This is a genomic window from Pseudoxanthomonas sp. P4_B2 (genome assembly GCF_056402315.1).
This window is the reverse complement of the sequence record NZ_JBFUHQ010000010.1, coordinates 1-15,429: the sequence shown is the minus strand read 5'-3', so window position 1 is coordinate 15,429 and position 15,429 is coordinate 1. Positions and strand designations below refer to the sequence as shown.

General features: G+C 61.7%; 11 protein-coding genes. 8 read left to right on the top strand and 3 right to left on the bottom strand.

Annotated elements, in window-relative coordinates; translation table 11 throughout:
* The first annotated feature begins 456 nt into the window (after positions 1 to 456).
* The 3 genes from AC1DTQ_RS18440 (at position 457) to AC1DTQ_RS18430 (ending at position 5,470) form a co-directional block, all read left to right on the top strand.
* The gene (locus AC1DTQ_RS18440; protein WP_477851479.1) at positions 457 to 1,167 is read left to right on the top strand and encodes a MipA/OmpV family protein; all 711 of its coding nucleotides are present in this window, start codon (positions 457 to 459) and stop codon (positions 1,165 to 1,167) included.
* A 437-nt stretch (positions 1,168 to 1,604) separates the two neighbouring features.
* On the top strand, positions 1,605 to 3,002 hold the full coding sequence (locus tag AC1DTQ_RS18435; protein WP_477851477.1) for a glycoside hydrolase family 27 protein: 1,398 nt from the start codon (positions 1,605 to 1,607) through the stop codon (positions 3,000 to 3,002).
* Positions 3,003 to 3,040: 38 nt separating this feature from the next.
* Positions 3,041 to 5,470 (top strand): glycoside hydrolase family 127 protein, encoded by a 2,430-nt coding sequence (locus tag AC1DTQ_RS18430; RefSeq protein ID WP_477851476.1) that lies wholly within the window; start codon positions 3,041 to 3,043, stop codon positions 5,468 to 5,470.
* A gap of 24 nt (positions 5,471 to 5,494) precedes the next feature.
* Here the strand turns inward: AC1DTQ_RS18430 and AC1DTQ_RS18425 are convergent, their stop codons facing one another.
* Positions 5,495 to 6,856, bottom strand: coding sequence for a S41 family peptidase (locus AC1DTQ_RS18425; protein WP_477851475.1), 1,362 nt, complete (start codon positions 6,854 to 6,856; stop codon positions 5,495 to 5,497).
* 193 nt (positions 6,857 to 7,049) lie between these two features.
* Here AC1DTQ_RS18425 and AC1DTQ_RS18420 point away from each other — a divergent pair, with 193 nt between their 5' ends.
* Complete coding sequence (locus AC1DTQ_RS18420) at positions 7,050 to 7,601, top strand: helix-turn-helix domain-containing protein (protein WP_477851474.1); 552 nt, start codon at positions 7,050 to 7,052, stop codon at positions 7,599 to 7,601.
* 76 nt (positions 7,602 to 7,677) lie between these two features.
* On the opposite strand, the gene AC1DTQ_RS18415 is transcribed toward AC1DTQ_RS18420, so the two are convergent.
* Positions 7,678 to 8,589 (bottom strand): LysR family transcriptional regulator, encoded by a 912-nt coding sequence (locus AC1DTQ_RS18415; protein WP_477851473.1) that lies wholly within the window; start codon positions 8,587 to 8,589, stop codon positions 7,678 to 7,680.
* Between the two features lie 115 nt (positions 8,590 to 8,704).
* On the opposite strand from AC1DTQ_RS18415, the gene AC1DTQ_RS18410 reads away from it, so the two are divergent.
* Both AC1DTQ_RS18410 and AC1DTQ_RS18405 read left to right on the top strand, forming a co-directional pair.
* Positions 8,705 to 9,697: an aldo/keto reductase gene (locus AC1DTQ_RS18410; RefSeq protein ID WP_477851472.1), complete on the top strand. Its 993-nt coding sequence runs from the start codon at positions 8,705 to 8,707 to the stop codon at positions 9,695 to 9,697.
* Between the two features lie 53 nt (positions 9,698 to 9,750).
* Positions 9,751 to 10,797: an NAD(P)-dependent alcohol dehydrogenase gene (locus AC1DTQ_RS18405; protein ID WP_477851471.1), complete on the top strand. Its 1,047-nt coding sequence runs from the start codon at positions 9,751 to 9,753 to the stop codon at positions 10,795 to 10,797.
* A 342-nt stretch (positions 10,798 to 11,139) separates the two neighbouring features.
* Here the strand turns inward: AC1DTQ_RS18405 and AC1DTQ_RS18400 are convergent, their stop codons facing one another.
* Complete coding sequence (locus tag AC1DTQ_RS18400; RefSeq protein WP_477851470.1) at positions 11,140 to 11,505, bottom strand: helix-turn-helix transcriptional regulator; 366 nt, start codon at positions 11,503 to 11,505, stop codon at positions 11,140 to 11,142.
* Positions 11,506 to 11,825: 320 nt separating this feature from the next.
* On the opposite strand from AC1DTQ_RS18400, the gene AC1DTQ_RS18395 reads away from it, so the two are divergent.
* Positions 11,826 to 13,922 (top strand): hypothetical protein, encoded by a 2,097-nt coding sequence (locus AC1DTQ_RS18395; RefSeq protein WP_477851469.1) that lies wholly within the window; start codon positions 11,826 to 11,828, stop codon positions 13,920 to 13,922.
* Positions 13,923 to 14,119: 197 nt separating this feature from the next.
* Positions 14,120 to 15,429 (top strand): hypothetical protein (locus AC1DTQ_RS18390; protein ID WP_477851468.1); only part of this gene is annotated, 1,310 nt, incomplete at its 3' end.

Below are 15,429 nucleotides of genomic sequence, written 5' to 3'. Positions count from 1 at the left end.
GCATTTTCCGAAGCAGGGAATCCGGATGGGTCCGTAACGCGACAGGCTACCGATCTCCAATGAGTGTAGCCGGTGGAATTCCGTCCACCGTGGACGCCCTACCTCTAGCCAATCGCGGGCTGGTCTTGTTCCCCGGTACGACGCTGACCGACGCGGGTTCTCAAGCCTGAATGCGTGCTTACTACTTCCAGCCAGATAACGACCGTACGGTCATTATAGCGTAAGATCACTAACGTCCGATCGGTCATTAAGACTTGATTCCAGCTGCGAGTTTGCTGTGGCCTCACAGCGGAGTCGGGATACCGATAGCAGGACACAACTGACATCAACTTGCCGGCTCATCGTTGGTCGGCCCAATAGAGGATTCGAAAGATGCGTCACGAGGGACCACGTCGTCTGCCGTCAGCGGCAGGCTTGAAGCTGCTCGGAATCCTGTCTCTCGGGGCAATCGCCACGATGGCACACGCGCAAGAGGTGGAGGCCACGAAAGCGGACAACTCGCGCTGGGGCATTGGCTTGGGAGCCGCGGTGATCGAGCGGCCATACCGCGACTACGACAACGAGACAAAGGCGATCCCGATCGTCTATTTCGAGAACCGCTGGTTGGACATCAACGGCGGCCGGATCGATTTCAAGGTCAACGAAAGCGATGTGCTGGAATTTCGAGTGAGAGCACGCTACGCCTTGGACGGTTACGAGACCGACGAGTCGGACTACCTGCAAGGCATGGAGGAACGCGACGACAGCGTTTGGGTAGGTGGCGCTGTCATCTGGAAAAACTCGATCGCGGAGGTGTCTGCGGAATATCTGACCGATGCGATGGACAACAGCGGAGGCTCGCGCGGCCGCGTCCAGGTAGAGCGCCGCTTCGGCATGGGCCGTTTCGGTCTGACGCCGCGCGTGGTCGGGGAGTGGGTCGACCAGAAGTACGTCGCGTACTACTACGGCGTCCTTCCAGAAGAAGCCACGGTGGATCGCCCCTTCTATGAAGGCGACGCCACCGTCAACGTCGAAGCAGGCATCCGACTCGACTACAGCCCTGCGCAGCGGCACACGTTCTTCCTGGACGTCGGCACGGTCAGCCTGGGAGACGAGATAAAGCAAAGTCCTTTGGTCGAACGTTCGACGCAGACCAGGATCTCGGCGGGCTATCTGTTCCATTTCTAAAAGTTTCGCTCAATTCAAGCGCGGCCAGTCCTTCCTAAAGCGAACACGAGGGGCGTGCAGCCCCTCGATCGCCGATCTTCGAACAGAGGAATGTCATGTCTCCCGCCTCACCAAAGAAGAAGCAGTCGTCTCCGCTCCACGGAAGTCGCAGCTACTGGTTCGACTTGCCGGATATTGCACCGCGCAAGAAACGTCGGAACCGGCTCCGCATACTTTTGAACGTCGGCCTCATCGGTACGGCCGTGCTGCTGATACTCGCTTGTATTCATCGTTCTCCTTGACCGCATCATTGCAAGAACCATGTCAACTTGGCATGGCTGCCACGAATCTTTTCATTGGACCCACGGTCACCGTCCGTCCTAACCTGCCCACAGGACGCGTCCCAACGCGTCTTCCGTGGCTGCTGTCCGGGCCGCCCAGAGGTAAGGGAGTGGTCCATGCGTCAATCGAGCTTTCTGCGACGTCTAAGTATCCTGCTGCTCACCGGCAGTCTGTCCGTGGCGACTGTAGCGGCTATCGCCGCGCCGCCATCGAACGATTTCCATCAATGGGCCGCCACGCCACCGCTTGGCTGGAATAGCTGGGATGCCTTCGGCACCACGGTGACCGAAACGCAGATCAAGCAGCAGGCCGACTTCATGGCGGCCAAACTCAAGGCGCATGGCTGGCAGTACATCACGGTGGATATCCAGTGGTACCAACCCACCGCCAAGGGTCACGGCTATGAGGAAGGCGCCACGCTGACCATGGACGGCTTCAGTCGCTTGGTGCCGGCGCCGGAGAAGTTTCCCTCGGCCGCCGATGGCCAGGGCTTCAAGCCGCTGGCCGACTACGTGCATGGCAAGGGGTTGAAGTTCGGCATTCACATGATGCGCGGCATTCCGCGCCAGGCGGTAAAGCAGAACACACCGATCCTGGGCACCCACGTGCGCGCCGCGGACATCGCCAATATCAACAGTATCTGCACCTGGAATCCGGACATGTATGGCGTGGACATGTCCAAACCGGGTGCGCAGGCCTACTACGATTCGCTGATGCAGCAGCTGGCCGACTGGGGCGTGGACTTCGTCAAGGTCGACGATCTCAGTCGCCCTTACGATCAGAACCGGGCCGAAATCGAGGCCATCCGCAAGGCGATCGATAAGACCGGCCGGCCCATCGTGTTCAGCACCTCGCCGGGCGAGACTGCGTTGTCCGCCGGCGCTCACGTCAATCAGCACGCCAACATGTGGCGGATCAGCGACGATTTCTGGGATCGCTGGGAACTGCTGCTGCCTCAGTTCAAACGCCTGCATGAGTGGACGCCGTATCGGATCACTGGCGCCTGGCCGGATGCGGACATGTTGCCGCTGGGCATCGTCGAGTTCGATCGTCTAACGCGTTTCACCCGCGACGAGCAGATCACACTGATGACCTTGTGGAGCATCGCGCGCTCGCCGCTGATCCACGGGGGCGATCTGACCCGGACCGATCCGTTCACCCTGTCCTTGCTCACCAACGACGAGGTACTCGCGGTCAACCAGCACAGCGCGAACAACCGCCAACTGTTCCGCACCGACGACGGGCTGATTGCCTGGGTCGCCGATGCGGCGGACGGCAGGGCCAAATACCTGGCGGTGTTCGACACCCGCGATGCCGACGCGGCAACAAGCAGTCGCCCGATTCCGGTGGAACTTGCTGCGCTCGGATTGCAGGGACAGGTGCAGGTGCGGGACCTGTGGAGCCACACGCCGCTGAAGCCGGTCAGCGGCACTTTCAAACCGCAGGTCGCACCGCACGGCGCGCGTCTGTTTCGTCTCACTCCCAGCGCCGACTCGTCGACGTCAAAGCCTTGACGACGCCGCATCGTCACGGTCTGCTACACATCCCTCTCATGAGTACCGACTACGCCAACGGACTCAGTCGACGTGCCTTCGTCAAATCCCTCGCCTTGGTCGCGGCTGTGCCGCGTCTTGCATGGGCTGATAGCGCCACCTTCGGAACCGGTGTTACCCAGATGTTCGCGCTTGCCGATATCCACCTCGGCGAAGGCGTGTTCGCCCGCTCCCATGCGCTCAACCGTCGCTATCTGGCCGCGCTGGCGGTGGACCGTTTGGTCGCGCCTTATCGGATCGAAGCGGCGTTGGCGCCGCGCGCGTCAAAATATCCCAACTGGGAGTCGATGGGTCTGGACGGGCATACGGCCGGGCACTACTTGTCGGCCTTGGCCCAGGAAGCCTCTCAGGGCGATGGCGAGCTGCGGCAACGCCTCGACTACATGGTGGCGGAACTGGCCGCTTGCCAGCAGGCCAACGGCGACGGTTATGTTGGCGCCGTTCCCAATGGCCGCGTGCTGTGGAACAGCGTGGCGGCGGGCACAGTCGATGCCAGTTCTTTTTCGCTGGGCAATGCGTGGGTGCCGTTCTACAACCTGCACAAGATGTTCGCCGGCCTGCGCGATGCCTGGCTTTATGCGGGCAGCCGTCAGGCGCGCGAGATGCTGATCGCCTTCGCCGATTGGGCCGATCGCCTGGTAGCCGGACTCGATGAGCAGCAGATGCAGGCGCTGCTCGCCACCGAACATGGCGGCATGAACGAGGTGCTGGCCGACGTCTACGCCATCACCGGCGACCGGCGCTATTTGACGCTGGCGCGGCGCTACTCTCATCGCGCGCTGCTGGATCCGCTACTACGCCGCGAAGACGCATTGGATGGTCTGCACGCCAACACCCAGATTCCCAAAGTCATCGGCTTCGCACGCATCGGCGAACTGGACAATGATCAGGCTTGGATCGACGCGGCGGCATTCTTCTGGGAAACGGTGACCAAGCGCCGCAGCGTCGCCTTCGGCGGCAACAGCGTGCGCGAGCACTTCAATCCCACCGACGATTTCAGCGCGATGGTGGGATCGCCGGAAGGGCCGGAGACTTGCAACAGCTACAACATGCTGCGACTGAGCACGCAGCTGTACCGGCTGGATCCGCAACCGCGCTACGCCGATTTCTACGAGCGCACGCTTTTCAACCACATTCTCTCCAGCCAGCATCCACAGCATGGCGGCCTGGTCTACTTCACTCCGATCCGTCCACGCCACTACCGGGTCTATTCGCAGCCGCAGGAATGCTTCTGGTGCTGCGTCGGCACCGGCATCGAGAACCACGGTCGCCATGGTTCATTCGCCTATGCCCATGACGCGCAGTCGCTGACCGTCAATCTGTATATGGCTTCGCAACTGCAATGGCGCGAGCGCGAGTTGGTATTGCGCCAGGACACGCGCTTCCCCGACGAGGAATCGAGTCGGCTGTCCCTGCAGCTGTGCAGGCCGCAGCGCTTCCGTCTGCGTCTGCGCCACCCGCACTGGTTGGAGGGACCGCTCAACGTGCGCGTCAACGGTAAGCCGTGGCCGCTGCAGTCCACTCCGTCCTCCTATGCCAGCATCGAGCGCGAGTGGGCCAATGGAGATGCCGTCGAGATCGACTTGCCCATGCGCACCCGCGCCGAAGGATTGCCGGATAGTTCGGATTACATCGCGCTAATGCATGGCCCGATCGTGCTGGCCGCGCGCACCGGTACCGAGGAGCTGGATGGGATGGTCGCCGACGATGGTCGCGGTAGCCACATCGCTCCGGGCCCGTATCTGCCATTGGAGCGTGCGCCGATGCTGGTCGGCGATCGAGAGGCGCTCGCGGCGCAGGTCAGGGCGATGCCCGGACGCCCGCTCACCTTCGAGGCCGGTGAGCTGATCCGACCTACCGCGTTCAACGCATTACAGTTGGAGCCGCTGTTCCGTGTGCACGACGCGCGCTACGTCGTGTACTGGCGTACCGCCACCGCGTCTGCTTATCCCGCCGTGGTCCGCCAGATCGAGGCCGACGAACGTCAGCGACAGGCGCTGGAGGAACGCACCCTGGATCAAGTGATTCCGGGCGAACAGCAGCCTGAAGTCGACCATCAGTACCAGGGCGAAGACAGCAGCGCCGGCGTCCGTGTGGGACGCCACTGGCGCGACACCGGCCAGTGGATTTCCTATCGGCTGAAAGCACGAGGCGGCACCGATCCAGCCACCAACCTCGAACTGCTGCTTACCTTCTACGGCGGAGACCGCAACGAAGGCTTCGACCTTCTGGTCGAGGGACGCCGACTGACGACGATCGAGTTGCAGGGGGATGCGAAGGACACATTCGTCGAGCGCAAGATCGCTTTGCCTAAAGACCTCGCCCAAGCCGCTATTCGGCGAGGCGTCACGATAAAGTTGGTCGCCTCCAGCGGCCGGAGAACCAGCGGCCTATTCGGCCTGCGCCTTCTGCGTATCGAAATGAAGTAAGGCCTGTCATGTTGACCGCCGGCGCTACCTCTTCAAAGAAGTCAGCAACTGAAGCGCTCGTGCAACGGCCTCATCGGATTGCGGGCTACTGTCCACGGCAGAGGGCGCAACTGGGATATCCGGCAGGACGCCCCTGCCGGGACGTTCGTCCGTCCAATCGAATTGGAACTTCAGCAGTGGTACCGATAAGGTGATCCCGCTGTGCGGTAGTTCGATGTCCCAGAGATACCCACTGGTATTGCCGGCGTGGGTGCCGGCCACCTCTTCGCCGATGAAGCTGCCTCGTTGGGTGTGGGACAACATGGAAGCAAGTTCCGCGCCGCCGGAAAAGGTGTTGCCGCCCACCAACACGACGAGCGTTCCGGTGAACACCGGATGTGATCGGCCCCAACCGCTCATCAGCCCTTCTGGTGCCAGGTTCTTGCGCAATAGTCGCCCATCGCGCGCAATGGTTTGCAGTCTAAGCTCATCGTCATCGAACACTTGGTGCGTATAGATCTTGCCAGTCAGGCTGGTGACCGTGAGATTCTGTCCTCGCGCCGTGACCGAGCGATACTTCCGGATGGGATCTTTGACGAGGTAGGAAAAGACGAGGTTTTCATTTCCCTCGGATCCGCCTCCGTTGTCGCGCAAGTCCAGGATCATCGACGTCGCGTGGTTCTGGGCAACCTCACCGAACAGGTTCTTCATCGTTTCCGCGAACGAGGCGCCCACATCACGATATTTGCGGTTGCTTAGGGTGGGTACGCGTAGCAGTGCGATGCCCGGCGCCGGCCAGGTAAGCGTGGCAAGCGGCGATACTGCGGAGGCCGGCTTGCGCGCGCGCGCGGCATAGGGCACCCCACGAACGGTCCTGCGCACTCCCCGGCCATCCGGATACACCAGTCCTAAATCGAACGATCGCTCGACCCCTCTTAGCCTGTAACGACCGAGTGCGTAGCCCTGGCCCTCGCCATCGCGCATCGCACCTGTGGGAATGTGTCCATCGTGTCCGAATATCGCCATCAATTCCTCAACGAGGACGGCCTTCGACTCGCCGTCAATAGACTCAATGCGGGTGCCGACAGGGATGTCCGAGGCCTCACCGTATCCCTGCGTGACTGTCGCTGCCGTCTCGGTCCAGTGCATATCAAGAGGCAGCAGGCTTTCCGCAAGCCGCTCACGCGTCTTCATCGCATCGGAGCGAGCGAGGGTCATGTGTCCTTCGCCCACCTGGCTAACCAGCGGCCGCAAGGACGCATAAAGGCCCTCCGGGTCCGTCGCTTGCCGACTGCTGGTGCGGGCCCGCGCCTTTCCGTCCTCCCACTCATGTTTCGACTGATGCCAGTAGAGGTCCGGAAGCGCGGCCTCCATGGCGTCGATCGCAAGCTCCAGATCTTCAGCCACCTGAGCCGAAGTAAGGCTGATCTCTGCAGATCCAGTGTGGTCTGGCCCCGCGGGGGCAGCCGCGGCCTGGGCGGACCAAAATAGGAGGGATGCGGTCACCGCGCCCACGAACTCACGTCGGCGGATTGCAGCTGGAAACATCGGTCTGGACCCCGTATAAGCAAAATACTACCTAAAGTAGAAGAGCAATATTTTGCCTAGTCAAGCCATTCCTGCATTCCTTGCCCACGTTGCCCACAACGTCCGGATGCGCCGCCAAGCAATCGGCCTGAGTCAGAAAACATTGGCCGATGCTTCGGGAGTCAGCCTGCGCATGATCGGCGCCATTGAACGCGGCTCGACCAGCGTGAGCACTTCCACTTTGGATCGCCTGGGCATCGCGCTCGGCGCTTCCCTGGCCGATCTGGTGCGCGAGGCGGGACAGACAGCCCGCCTGACAGTGGACCGGCTGGGGTGGACGGGGGAGAAAGGCGGGCGGGGCACGCTGCTGTCGAGCATTCCCGCACGCAAAGAGACCGAGACCTGGGAGTGGTTGCTCCAACCCGGGGATACGTATTCCGCGGGCGCCGATCCCGCCGGTTGGTACGTGCAGGTCATCGTCGTGGAGGGCACACTGACACTGAAGATTGGCGATAAAGAAAGGCAGCTCAGCAACCAAGCGTGGGTCTTCCAGAGCGACGCGACGCATGCATTCATGAATCAGACGCGGGCCAGAGTTCGTTTTTTTCGAATAACGGTCTGTTAGAGGATTTACCACCGAATCGTTTTTTGGATTTGGCCGGGAACGGCGACCTCACAGAGTGATCGCTTCGATTTCGGATTCAGCCGGTCGGCGCACCGGATTGTCGATACCGCAACGCATCGACCAGCAGGGAAAACGCTGGCGAGTGCTGGCGGCGGCTGGGATAGTAGAGATGGTAGCCGGCGAACAGCGGGCACCAGTCGTCCAGCACTTGCCGCAATCTTCCGGCCGCGATGTCCGCTTCAACCATGTCCTCCGGCAGGTAGGCAAGTCCGAAGCCGGCGCGCACGGCGGTGAGGATCTGCGCGATGCCGTTGAAGGTGAGGCGTCCCTCGACCCGTACATTGAGCACGGAATCGCCCTTCTCGAACTCCCAGGTGTAGAGCCCACCATGAGTCAGGAAACGGATGTTGATGCAGTCGTGATGGGTAAGGTCGCGCGGCGTCTCGACCGCAGGCCGCGAGTTCAGATAGTCGGGCGTGCCGACCACTACGAGGCGCATCGGCGGCCCGATCGGCACGGCCACCATGTCCTTGGCTATCGATTCTCCCAGGCGGATCCCGGCGTCGAAACGTTCGGCCACGATGTCGGTGAACTTCGCATCGGTCACCACCTCGACGCTGACATCCGGGTACTCCGGTAGGAACTTCTCCAGAACCGGCCACAGAAGAGTGATGCAGGCGTGTTCGCTGGTGGTGATGCGGATCGTGCCGCTGGGTTTGTCGCGCAGTTCTCCCAGTGCCGCCACGGCCACATCGATGTCCTGGAAGTGCGGTCCGAGTTCGCGCGACAGGCGCTCGCCTGCTTCAGTGGGGGAAACGTTGCGGGTGGTGCGGGTGAGAAGGCGCAGGCCCAGCCGTTTTTCGAGCGCATGGATGGTGTGGCTGAGAGCGGATTGCGATACGCCGAGTTGCGCCGCGGCACGGGTGAAGCTGCGTTCCCGAGCCACAGCGAGAAAGGCGAGCAGGTCGTTGTAGTTCTCGCGCGGCATCGGATCGCCCACCCGGATTGATGAGCAGAAAGCATAAGTCCATTCGAATTGTCCTGTCTAATCAAAGCCGGATGGGTGGGCCAGACTTGATTCCCGATTCGACAGGAGCAAGAAAATGGAAAAGCGCATCCTGGGCAACAGCGGCCTGGAAGTTTCGGCTCTCGGGCTCGGCTGCATGGGTCTGAGCTACGGCTACGGCCCGGCCACCGACAAGCAGCAGGCGATAGACCTTATCCGCTCCGCCTGCGAATTGGGCATCACCTTTTTCGACACGGCGGAAGTCTACGGTCCTTTCGCGAACGAAGAACTCGTCGGCGAAGCCCTTGCCCCATTCCGCGAACAGGTGGTCATCGCCACCAAGTTCGGTTTCGATATCGATCCGGCCGATGGCAAACAACGCGGCTTGGACAGTCGGCCGGAGCATATCAAGCAGGTCGCCGAGGCCTCGCTCAAGCGGCTGAAGACGGAGGTCATCGATCTGTTCTATCAGCACCGGGTCGATCCGAACGTGCCGATCGAAGACGTAGCGGGCGCGATTAAAGAGCTGATCGCCGAAGGCAAGGTCCGACACTTCGGCCTGTCCGAACCGGGCGCGCAGACCATCCGACGCGCCCATGCGGTCCAGCCGATTACGGCGGTGCAAAGCGAATACTCCTTGTGGTGGCGACAACCGGAAGAGGAAATCCTGCCGACGCTGGAGGAGCTCGGCATCGGCTTCGTGCCCTTCAGTCCTTTGGGCAAAGGGTTCCTGACCGGCGCGATCAGCGCGGACACGACCTTCGACAGTTCCGACTTCCGCAACCTCGTTCCCCGTTTCTCGGCGGAATCCCGCAAGGCGAACCAGGTCCTCGTCGACCTCATCGGACAGATCGCAGCGAAAAAACAGGTCGCACCGGCGCAGATCGCGCTCGGCTGGCTGCTGGAGCGAAAGCCGTGGATCGTTCCGATCCCGGGCACCACCAAACTGCATCGCCTGAAGGAGAACACGGGCGCGGCGGAAGTGGAACTGACTAGCGACGAACTCCGCGGAATCGAGACCGCTCTGTCGGCCATCAAAGTCGAGGGCGATCGCTATCCGCCGCACCTGGCGGGGTTGGTGGGTCGCTAACCGCCGACACTCCGCGAACGAACAAACGAATACGGAAAAAACAGGACCGCACCATGAAAACCATCGGATATGCAGCTCAAACCACCCACTCGCCGCTCGCGCCGTTCGCTTTCGAACGGCGCGACCTGCGTCCGAACGACGTCGCGATGGAAATTCTCTATTGCGGCATCTGCCACACCGACCTGCACCAGGCCCGCAACGACTGGGGTTGGAGCACGTACCCGGTCGTTCCCGGCCATGAGATCGTCGGCCGCGTAACCGAGGTCGGCAGCGAAGTCACGCGCTACAAAGTCGGCGACGCGGTCGCGGTCGGGTGCATGGTCGATTCCTGCCAACACTGCGACCGGTGCCGTAAGGGCGAGGAGCAGTTGTGCCGCGAAGGCATGACGCAAACCTACAACGACCGCGACCGCGTTACGCAAGAGATCACCTACGGCGGTTACTCCAAGCATCTGGTGGTCCGGGAGGAGTTCGCGCTGCGCGTGCCGGGCGGACTGGATCTTTCCCGCGTCGGGCCGCTGCTGTGCGCCGGTATCACCACCTATTCGCCACTGCGCACCTGGAACGTCGGCCCGGGCAGCCGCGTCGGTGTCATCGGACTTGGCGGCTTGGGCCATATGGCAGTCAAGCTGGCGGTCGGCTTGGGCGCCGATGTGACCGTGCTGAGCCGTACCAGGGACAAAGAGGCTGACGCGTTGAGCCTCGGCGCCGATCGGCTTCTCGTCTCCTCGGAGGAAGAGGCCATGTCGAAAGCGCAGTTCGGTTTCGACCTCATCATCGACACTGTTCCGGTCAAGCACGATCTCAACCCTTACCTGCCGCTGCTGGATGTCGACGGCACGCTGGTGATCGTCGGTCAACTCGGCCCAATCGACGAGCCGAACACCGTTCCGTTGCTTCTGGGACGGCGCCGGATCGCCGGTTCGCCCATCGGCGGCATCCGCGAGACCCAGGAGATGCTCGACTTCTGCGCACGCAAGAACATCCTGCCCGATTGCGAAATGATCCGCATGGACCAAATCAACGAGGCTTTCGAACGGATGGAACGCTCGGATGTGCGTTATCGCTTCGTGATCGACATGGCGTCCTTGCAGGCCTAGGCGTCATTCTTGCGAGATGCCGCCGCGGCCAGTGGTGAAGCGATAAACGGCTTGGCGTTGTAATCGGGCTTACAGAGCACTTTGAAACGATCTAAAGGCGGTGTCGCGAATTTCTCCAATCATCCGACTGGTTGACTGTGAAATATTTACGGTGCGCAGCCCGCAATAAGGGCGCTTGGGCCGCTCCGTTGGGAAACGGAAACAGGATAGCCATCCCTTTGCATCGACGTTGCGGGAAGAGCACCGCACATCATGTAGGACGCCCAGCGAGTGCCACGCGAACGAATTCGCTCGATCTAAGTGCGCATCTCCGACAAGGCGGAGCGAGAAGAACCGCGGATACTAGGGACCGATCAAGGCTTCCAGCAGCTTGCATGCCACAAGCTGCTTTTTCAGCGGCATCTGACGCAAAAGTTCAAGCACCCGGCTTTCGATATCGTCTTGGGCGAAATCCCAAGCGACCGCGGCAGTGTCGGATTCAGCGGAAAAAGCGCTGTTATCCGAGCCTCTGCCGGTCGCCAGCCATTCGAAGGTAGCGCCCGTGACCACTGCTAGCTTGGACAGGTGTTCAACGCTGGGATGAGTTCCATTCTCACTTTCCCATTGGGCAACAGCGCTTCTCTGGACACCGACAAGCATCGCCAGCTCGGTCTGAGACAGCTTGGCACTGTTCCGCAATTTGCGGATGCGGCACGGCATCGACAGCATTCAATCCCCCAAGTACCGATGTAAGCGATTCTGACTGCTAAACAACTCTTACCGAAAGTTGTAGTCAACTGCTGACGCGCATTCAATTTCCCCTGCCGCCGATAGTAGTCGAATTCAACGCTAAGGCGCGCTAACCCCAATCACACTTATGACAGGTTGACCGCCGTTGTAACGCGCCCTATTAATCCCCGAAGTAGTGGGGAACCGGTACCTCCCGGCGGCAAAAGACTTGCTGGCGCTACGGCATCGACTACATGGGGAGTGAGCCGATGAAGCATCGTTCGGTTATGGGGATGTGCGCACGCGGACGATGCTTGCGCATGGCATTGGCGGTTTGCCTGTCGGCGCTCGCCTTATTTTCGGTCTCGCCGCCGGCTCTCGCCCAAGCCGGATGTACCGCCGGCGCATGCGTGTCGGCAGGCCCGCGTCTGGTGCAGGTGGACAGTACCCAAGGGCCTTTGCTCAACTTGCTGTTAAGTGCGCTATTGCCCGGAACCACGGTCAACGCGAGCGTGCTGGACTGGAATGCATTGGCGCAGTCCGACATCAACTTGAATGCCTTGATCGCGCAGCTGGGCGTGAACCTGGGCCTGAGCGATACCAGCCAGATACTCAACTCCGATATAACTTTGGGCCAGCTGCAATTGGCGATGGCGCAGGTCTTGCAGGCCGATGGCAACACGGCAGCGGCCAATGCGCTGAACGCTTTGCCGCTGGGCGTGCCAGGTTTGGTTGGCACCATTCGCCTTTCGGACTTGCTGCAGATCGCATTGCCGCCTGGTTCGCTTGCGTTGGTGGAATTGGATCTGCTGGATCTGGTGACCGGCGCGGCGCAGCTCTACAACTACCGCAACGTTCTGACTACGCCGCAGCCCATCACCGTCAACACGGCAGCATTGGGTTTGACCGGCTTGGCCAACCTGCAGCTGTGGTTGCAAGTAGTAGAACCTCCCGTCTACGTCTGCGGACCGCAAGGCGTCTCGTTCCACACCGGCGCCATACGCGTAAAGCTCAACGTCGATGTGGCGCAGGGTCTGGATCTGCAGGCGGTCATCAATGCGATCAATGCGCTTGGCTTGGGACTGACCAACGTCACCCTGACTGCGGACGTGCTTAAGTTGCAGCTCTATGCGGACATAGCACGCGCCGAAGGCACCATCACCGCCGTGGATGCGCTTGCCGGCACGGTGAGCTTCAATGCTCGTCCGGGCCTGGTGAATTTCTATGTCGGCACCGTGGCCGACAGCGTGTTCTTCAATCGCACCACCGTGATCACTGATGCGGTGGTCACTCCCGTCATCATCAACAATCTCGATCTTCGGTTCAACGTCAACCTGTCAGGCGTTGGCTTGGTCGCGGTGCGCGTTCCCTTGACCGTGACGGCACGCGCAGCGGCGACCGGATCTCCATCGCTTCAGAGTTTTACCGTCAACGCACCCTATCCGCAAACCCGTACCGCAAGCAGCGGAACGGTGAGCGCAGGAACATTGGTCGTGGGTCTGTTGAACAATCTGGATATCAACGTCACCAGCGGCACGCCGACGGTGACGCTGCTGGGCCTGCCGATCGGCGTGCCACCTGCATTGGTGCCGATCTTGAATTCGGTGGTCAGCGCGGTCGAGGCCAGTCTGGGATCGACCGCCACCGCCGTGCTGCAACCGGCGTTCAACGCGCTGCTGGGTGGCTTGGTCGATAACCTGCTGGGCTTGCTCGGCACCCGGGTGGGCAACGCGGTTTTCACGGTCGAAGGCATCGCGCGGTCCTGCGCCGCGTTGCTGACCTTGGCGAAAGTGCTGCAACCGGCGGAAGATCCCGGCCTGTTCAATCTAAGCGTAAGTCAAAGCGGTACCGTGGTGGCTTCGGCCAGCGACGTTGGCAACGGCGGTGCGACCGCGCCTGCAGTCACCACGCCAGGAGCGGCGTACGACTTGGCGGAAGCCGCCGGCACCGGCACCACGCTCGGCCGCTATATCAGCACCTGGGCGTGCACCGACCAAAACGGAACCCAGATAAGTTCCGGTACCGGAAGCAGCTTCTCGCTATCGGCTCCCGCGCTGACGCCCGACCCGGTCACCCTCACCTGCCGGATCACCAATCGAACTCGCCAGGCGGATGTGTCGATCACCAAGTCCGACGGAAGCGGCACTTACACGCCGGGCAATACCGCTACTTATTCGATCACCGTGAGCAACGCCGGACCGGATCCGGTCGCTGGCGCGGTCGTCAACGACACCCTTCCCACCGGCGCGACGCTCTCGGCCCCCTGGATCTGTATCGCAACCGGCGGCACCTGCACTGCCGCCAGCGGTGGTGCGCCAGGACAACAGAGCATCAGCGTCACCGTCGATCTTGCCGCGGGCGGGCAAGCCACGATCACCGTACCCGTTGCGTTTAGCGCCGACCCCGCAGCGTATTGATTCGAAGCAGGTCTACGCAAGAACGACAGGCAATGGATTGGGGAACGCAAATGGCCAGTAGGGAAAACGCGGTAGCCACGTACGGCGGGGACACGGTTATGCAACAGCACGCTCCTGCACTACCGCGACCGATATCCACCGGCGCGAGTGTTCTGCTAGTGCGCTACGCCGTAGCGGCTTCGATATTCCTGGCTGCCTTGACGGCAGGTTCCAACGCATCCGCCCAGACTTACCCCGGTACCCTATCCAACACGGTCACCGTAACGCTGCCGGGGGACACCTCCGATCCGGCGGCCGGCAACAACAGCGCCACCGACAGCAATGCGCTTGCGCTGCAGGCCGACGTGACTGTTTTAAAAACGCTGATCAGCGCTTCGCCGGCGCTGGCCGGATCCCAGGTCGCTTATCGCATACAAGTCAGCAATGCCGGCCCTTCTCTGGCGTCGGGCGTGACCGTCATCGACACGTTGCCCGGCGAATTGAGCGCGATCAGCTGGACGTGCGCGCCTGTCTCGGCAGGCTCGAGCTGCAGCGCGGCTGCGGGTACCGGCAACCTCAACTTGTCGGTAACACTTGCCGTAGGCGGCGCGGTCGTGATCGATATCGCCGGCACTGCGCCATTGGCGACGCCGGCGACCATTGGCGCCAATACCGCCAGCGTTCTGATGCCGCCTTCCGTCACCGATCCGAACCCCGGTGACAACACCAGCACCACGCCACCGATCACGGTATTGGCCAATCCGCTGGTAGCCAACGACGACGATGCTAGTGCGAGTCCCGTACCCGGACTTGCCGGAGGAATTGCCGTTGCCGATGTCCTGGCCAACGACAGCCTCAATGGCGCGGTGGCCACCCTTGCCAGTGTGGACTTGAGTCTGGTCGGCCCGGCCAGTCATGCGGGCGTATCGCTCAATACGAGCAATGGACAAGTAACGGTTGCACCCGCTACACCCGCCGCGACCTATACGCTGACCTATCGCATCTGCGAGCGAAGCAATCCGACCAACTGCGATACGGCATTGGTGACCCTTGTCGTGTCGCCCGCAGTCATCCAGGCGGTCGACGACAGCGCTGGACCGTTGAACGGAAACGCCGGTGGCGTCGGCGTCGTCAATGTACTGTCCAACGACACAGTCGATGGTGGTCCTGCAGGGCTCTCGCAAGTCACGCTGACACCGACCAACAGTGGTCCGCTGACGATCAATCCCAGCGGCAGCGTGGATGTAGCGCCCAACACTCCTGCCGGAACCTACACGGCGACCTACCAGATCTGCGAGCAATCCAATCCTGCCAATTGCGATAGTGCGGTGGTGACGGTGGTGGTGGCTGCGGCGGCGATCGACGCGGTCAACGACATCGCCGGTCCGGTCTCGGGCACGGCCGGTGGAACGGCGGTGATCAACGTACTGAGCAACGACACGCTCGATGGCGTGGCGGTGGTGCCGACGCAGATCACCCTGACGCCGACCAACAGCGGTCCGCTGACCATCAACCCGGACGGCACGGT

Coding starts and splice junctions, on each gene's coding strand:
- AC1DTQ_RS18440 (WP_477851479.1), top strand. CDS start 457: ATGGCACACGCGCAAGAGGTGGAGGCCACGAAAGCGGACAACTCGCGC.
- AC1DTQ_RS18435 (WP_477851477.1), top strand. CDS start 1,605: ATGCGTCAATCGAGCTTTCTGCGACGTCTAAGTATCCTGCTGCTCACC.
- AC1DTQ_RS18430 (WP_477851476.1), top strand. CDS start 3,041: ATGAGTACCGACTACGCCAACGGACTCAGTCGACGTGCCTTCGTCAAA.
- AC1DTQ_RS18415 (WP_477851473.1), bottom strand. CDS start 8,589: ATGCCGCGCGAGAACTACAACGACCTGCTCGCCTTTCTCGCTGTGGCT.
- AC1DTQ_RS18410 (WP_477851472.1), top strand. CDS start 8,705: ATGGAAAAGCGCATCCTGGGCAACAGCGGCCTGGAAGTTTCGGCTCTC.
- AC1DTQ_RS18405 (WP_477851471.1), top strand. CDS start 9,751: ATGAAAACCATCGGATATGCAGCTCAAACCACCCACTCGCCGCTCGCG.
- AC1DTQ_RS18400 (WP_477851470.1), bottom strand. CDS start 11,505: ATGCTGTCGATGCCGTGCCGCATCCGCAAATTGCGGAACAGTGCCAAG.
- AC1DTQ_RS18395 (WP_477851469.1), top strand. CDS start 11,826: ATGGCATTGGCGGTTTGCCTGTCGGCGCTCGCCTTATTTTCGGTCTCG.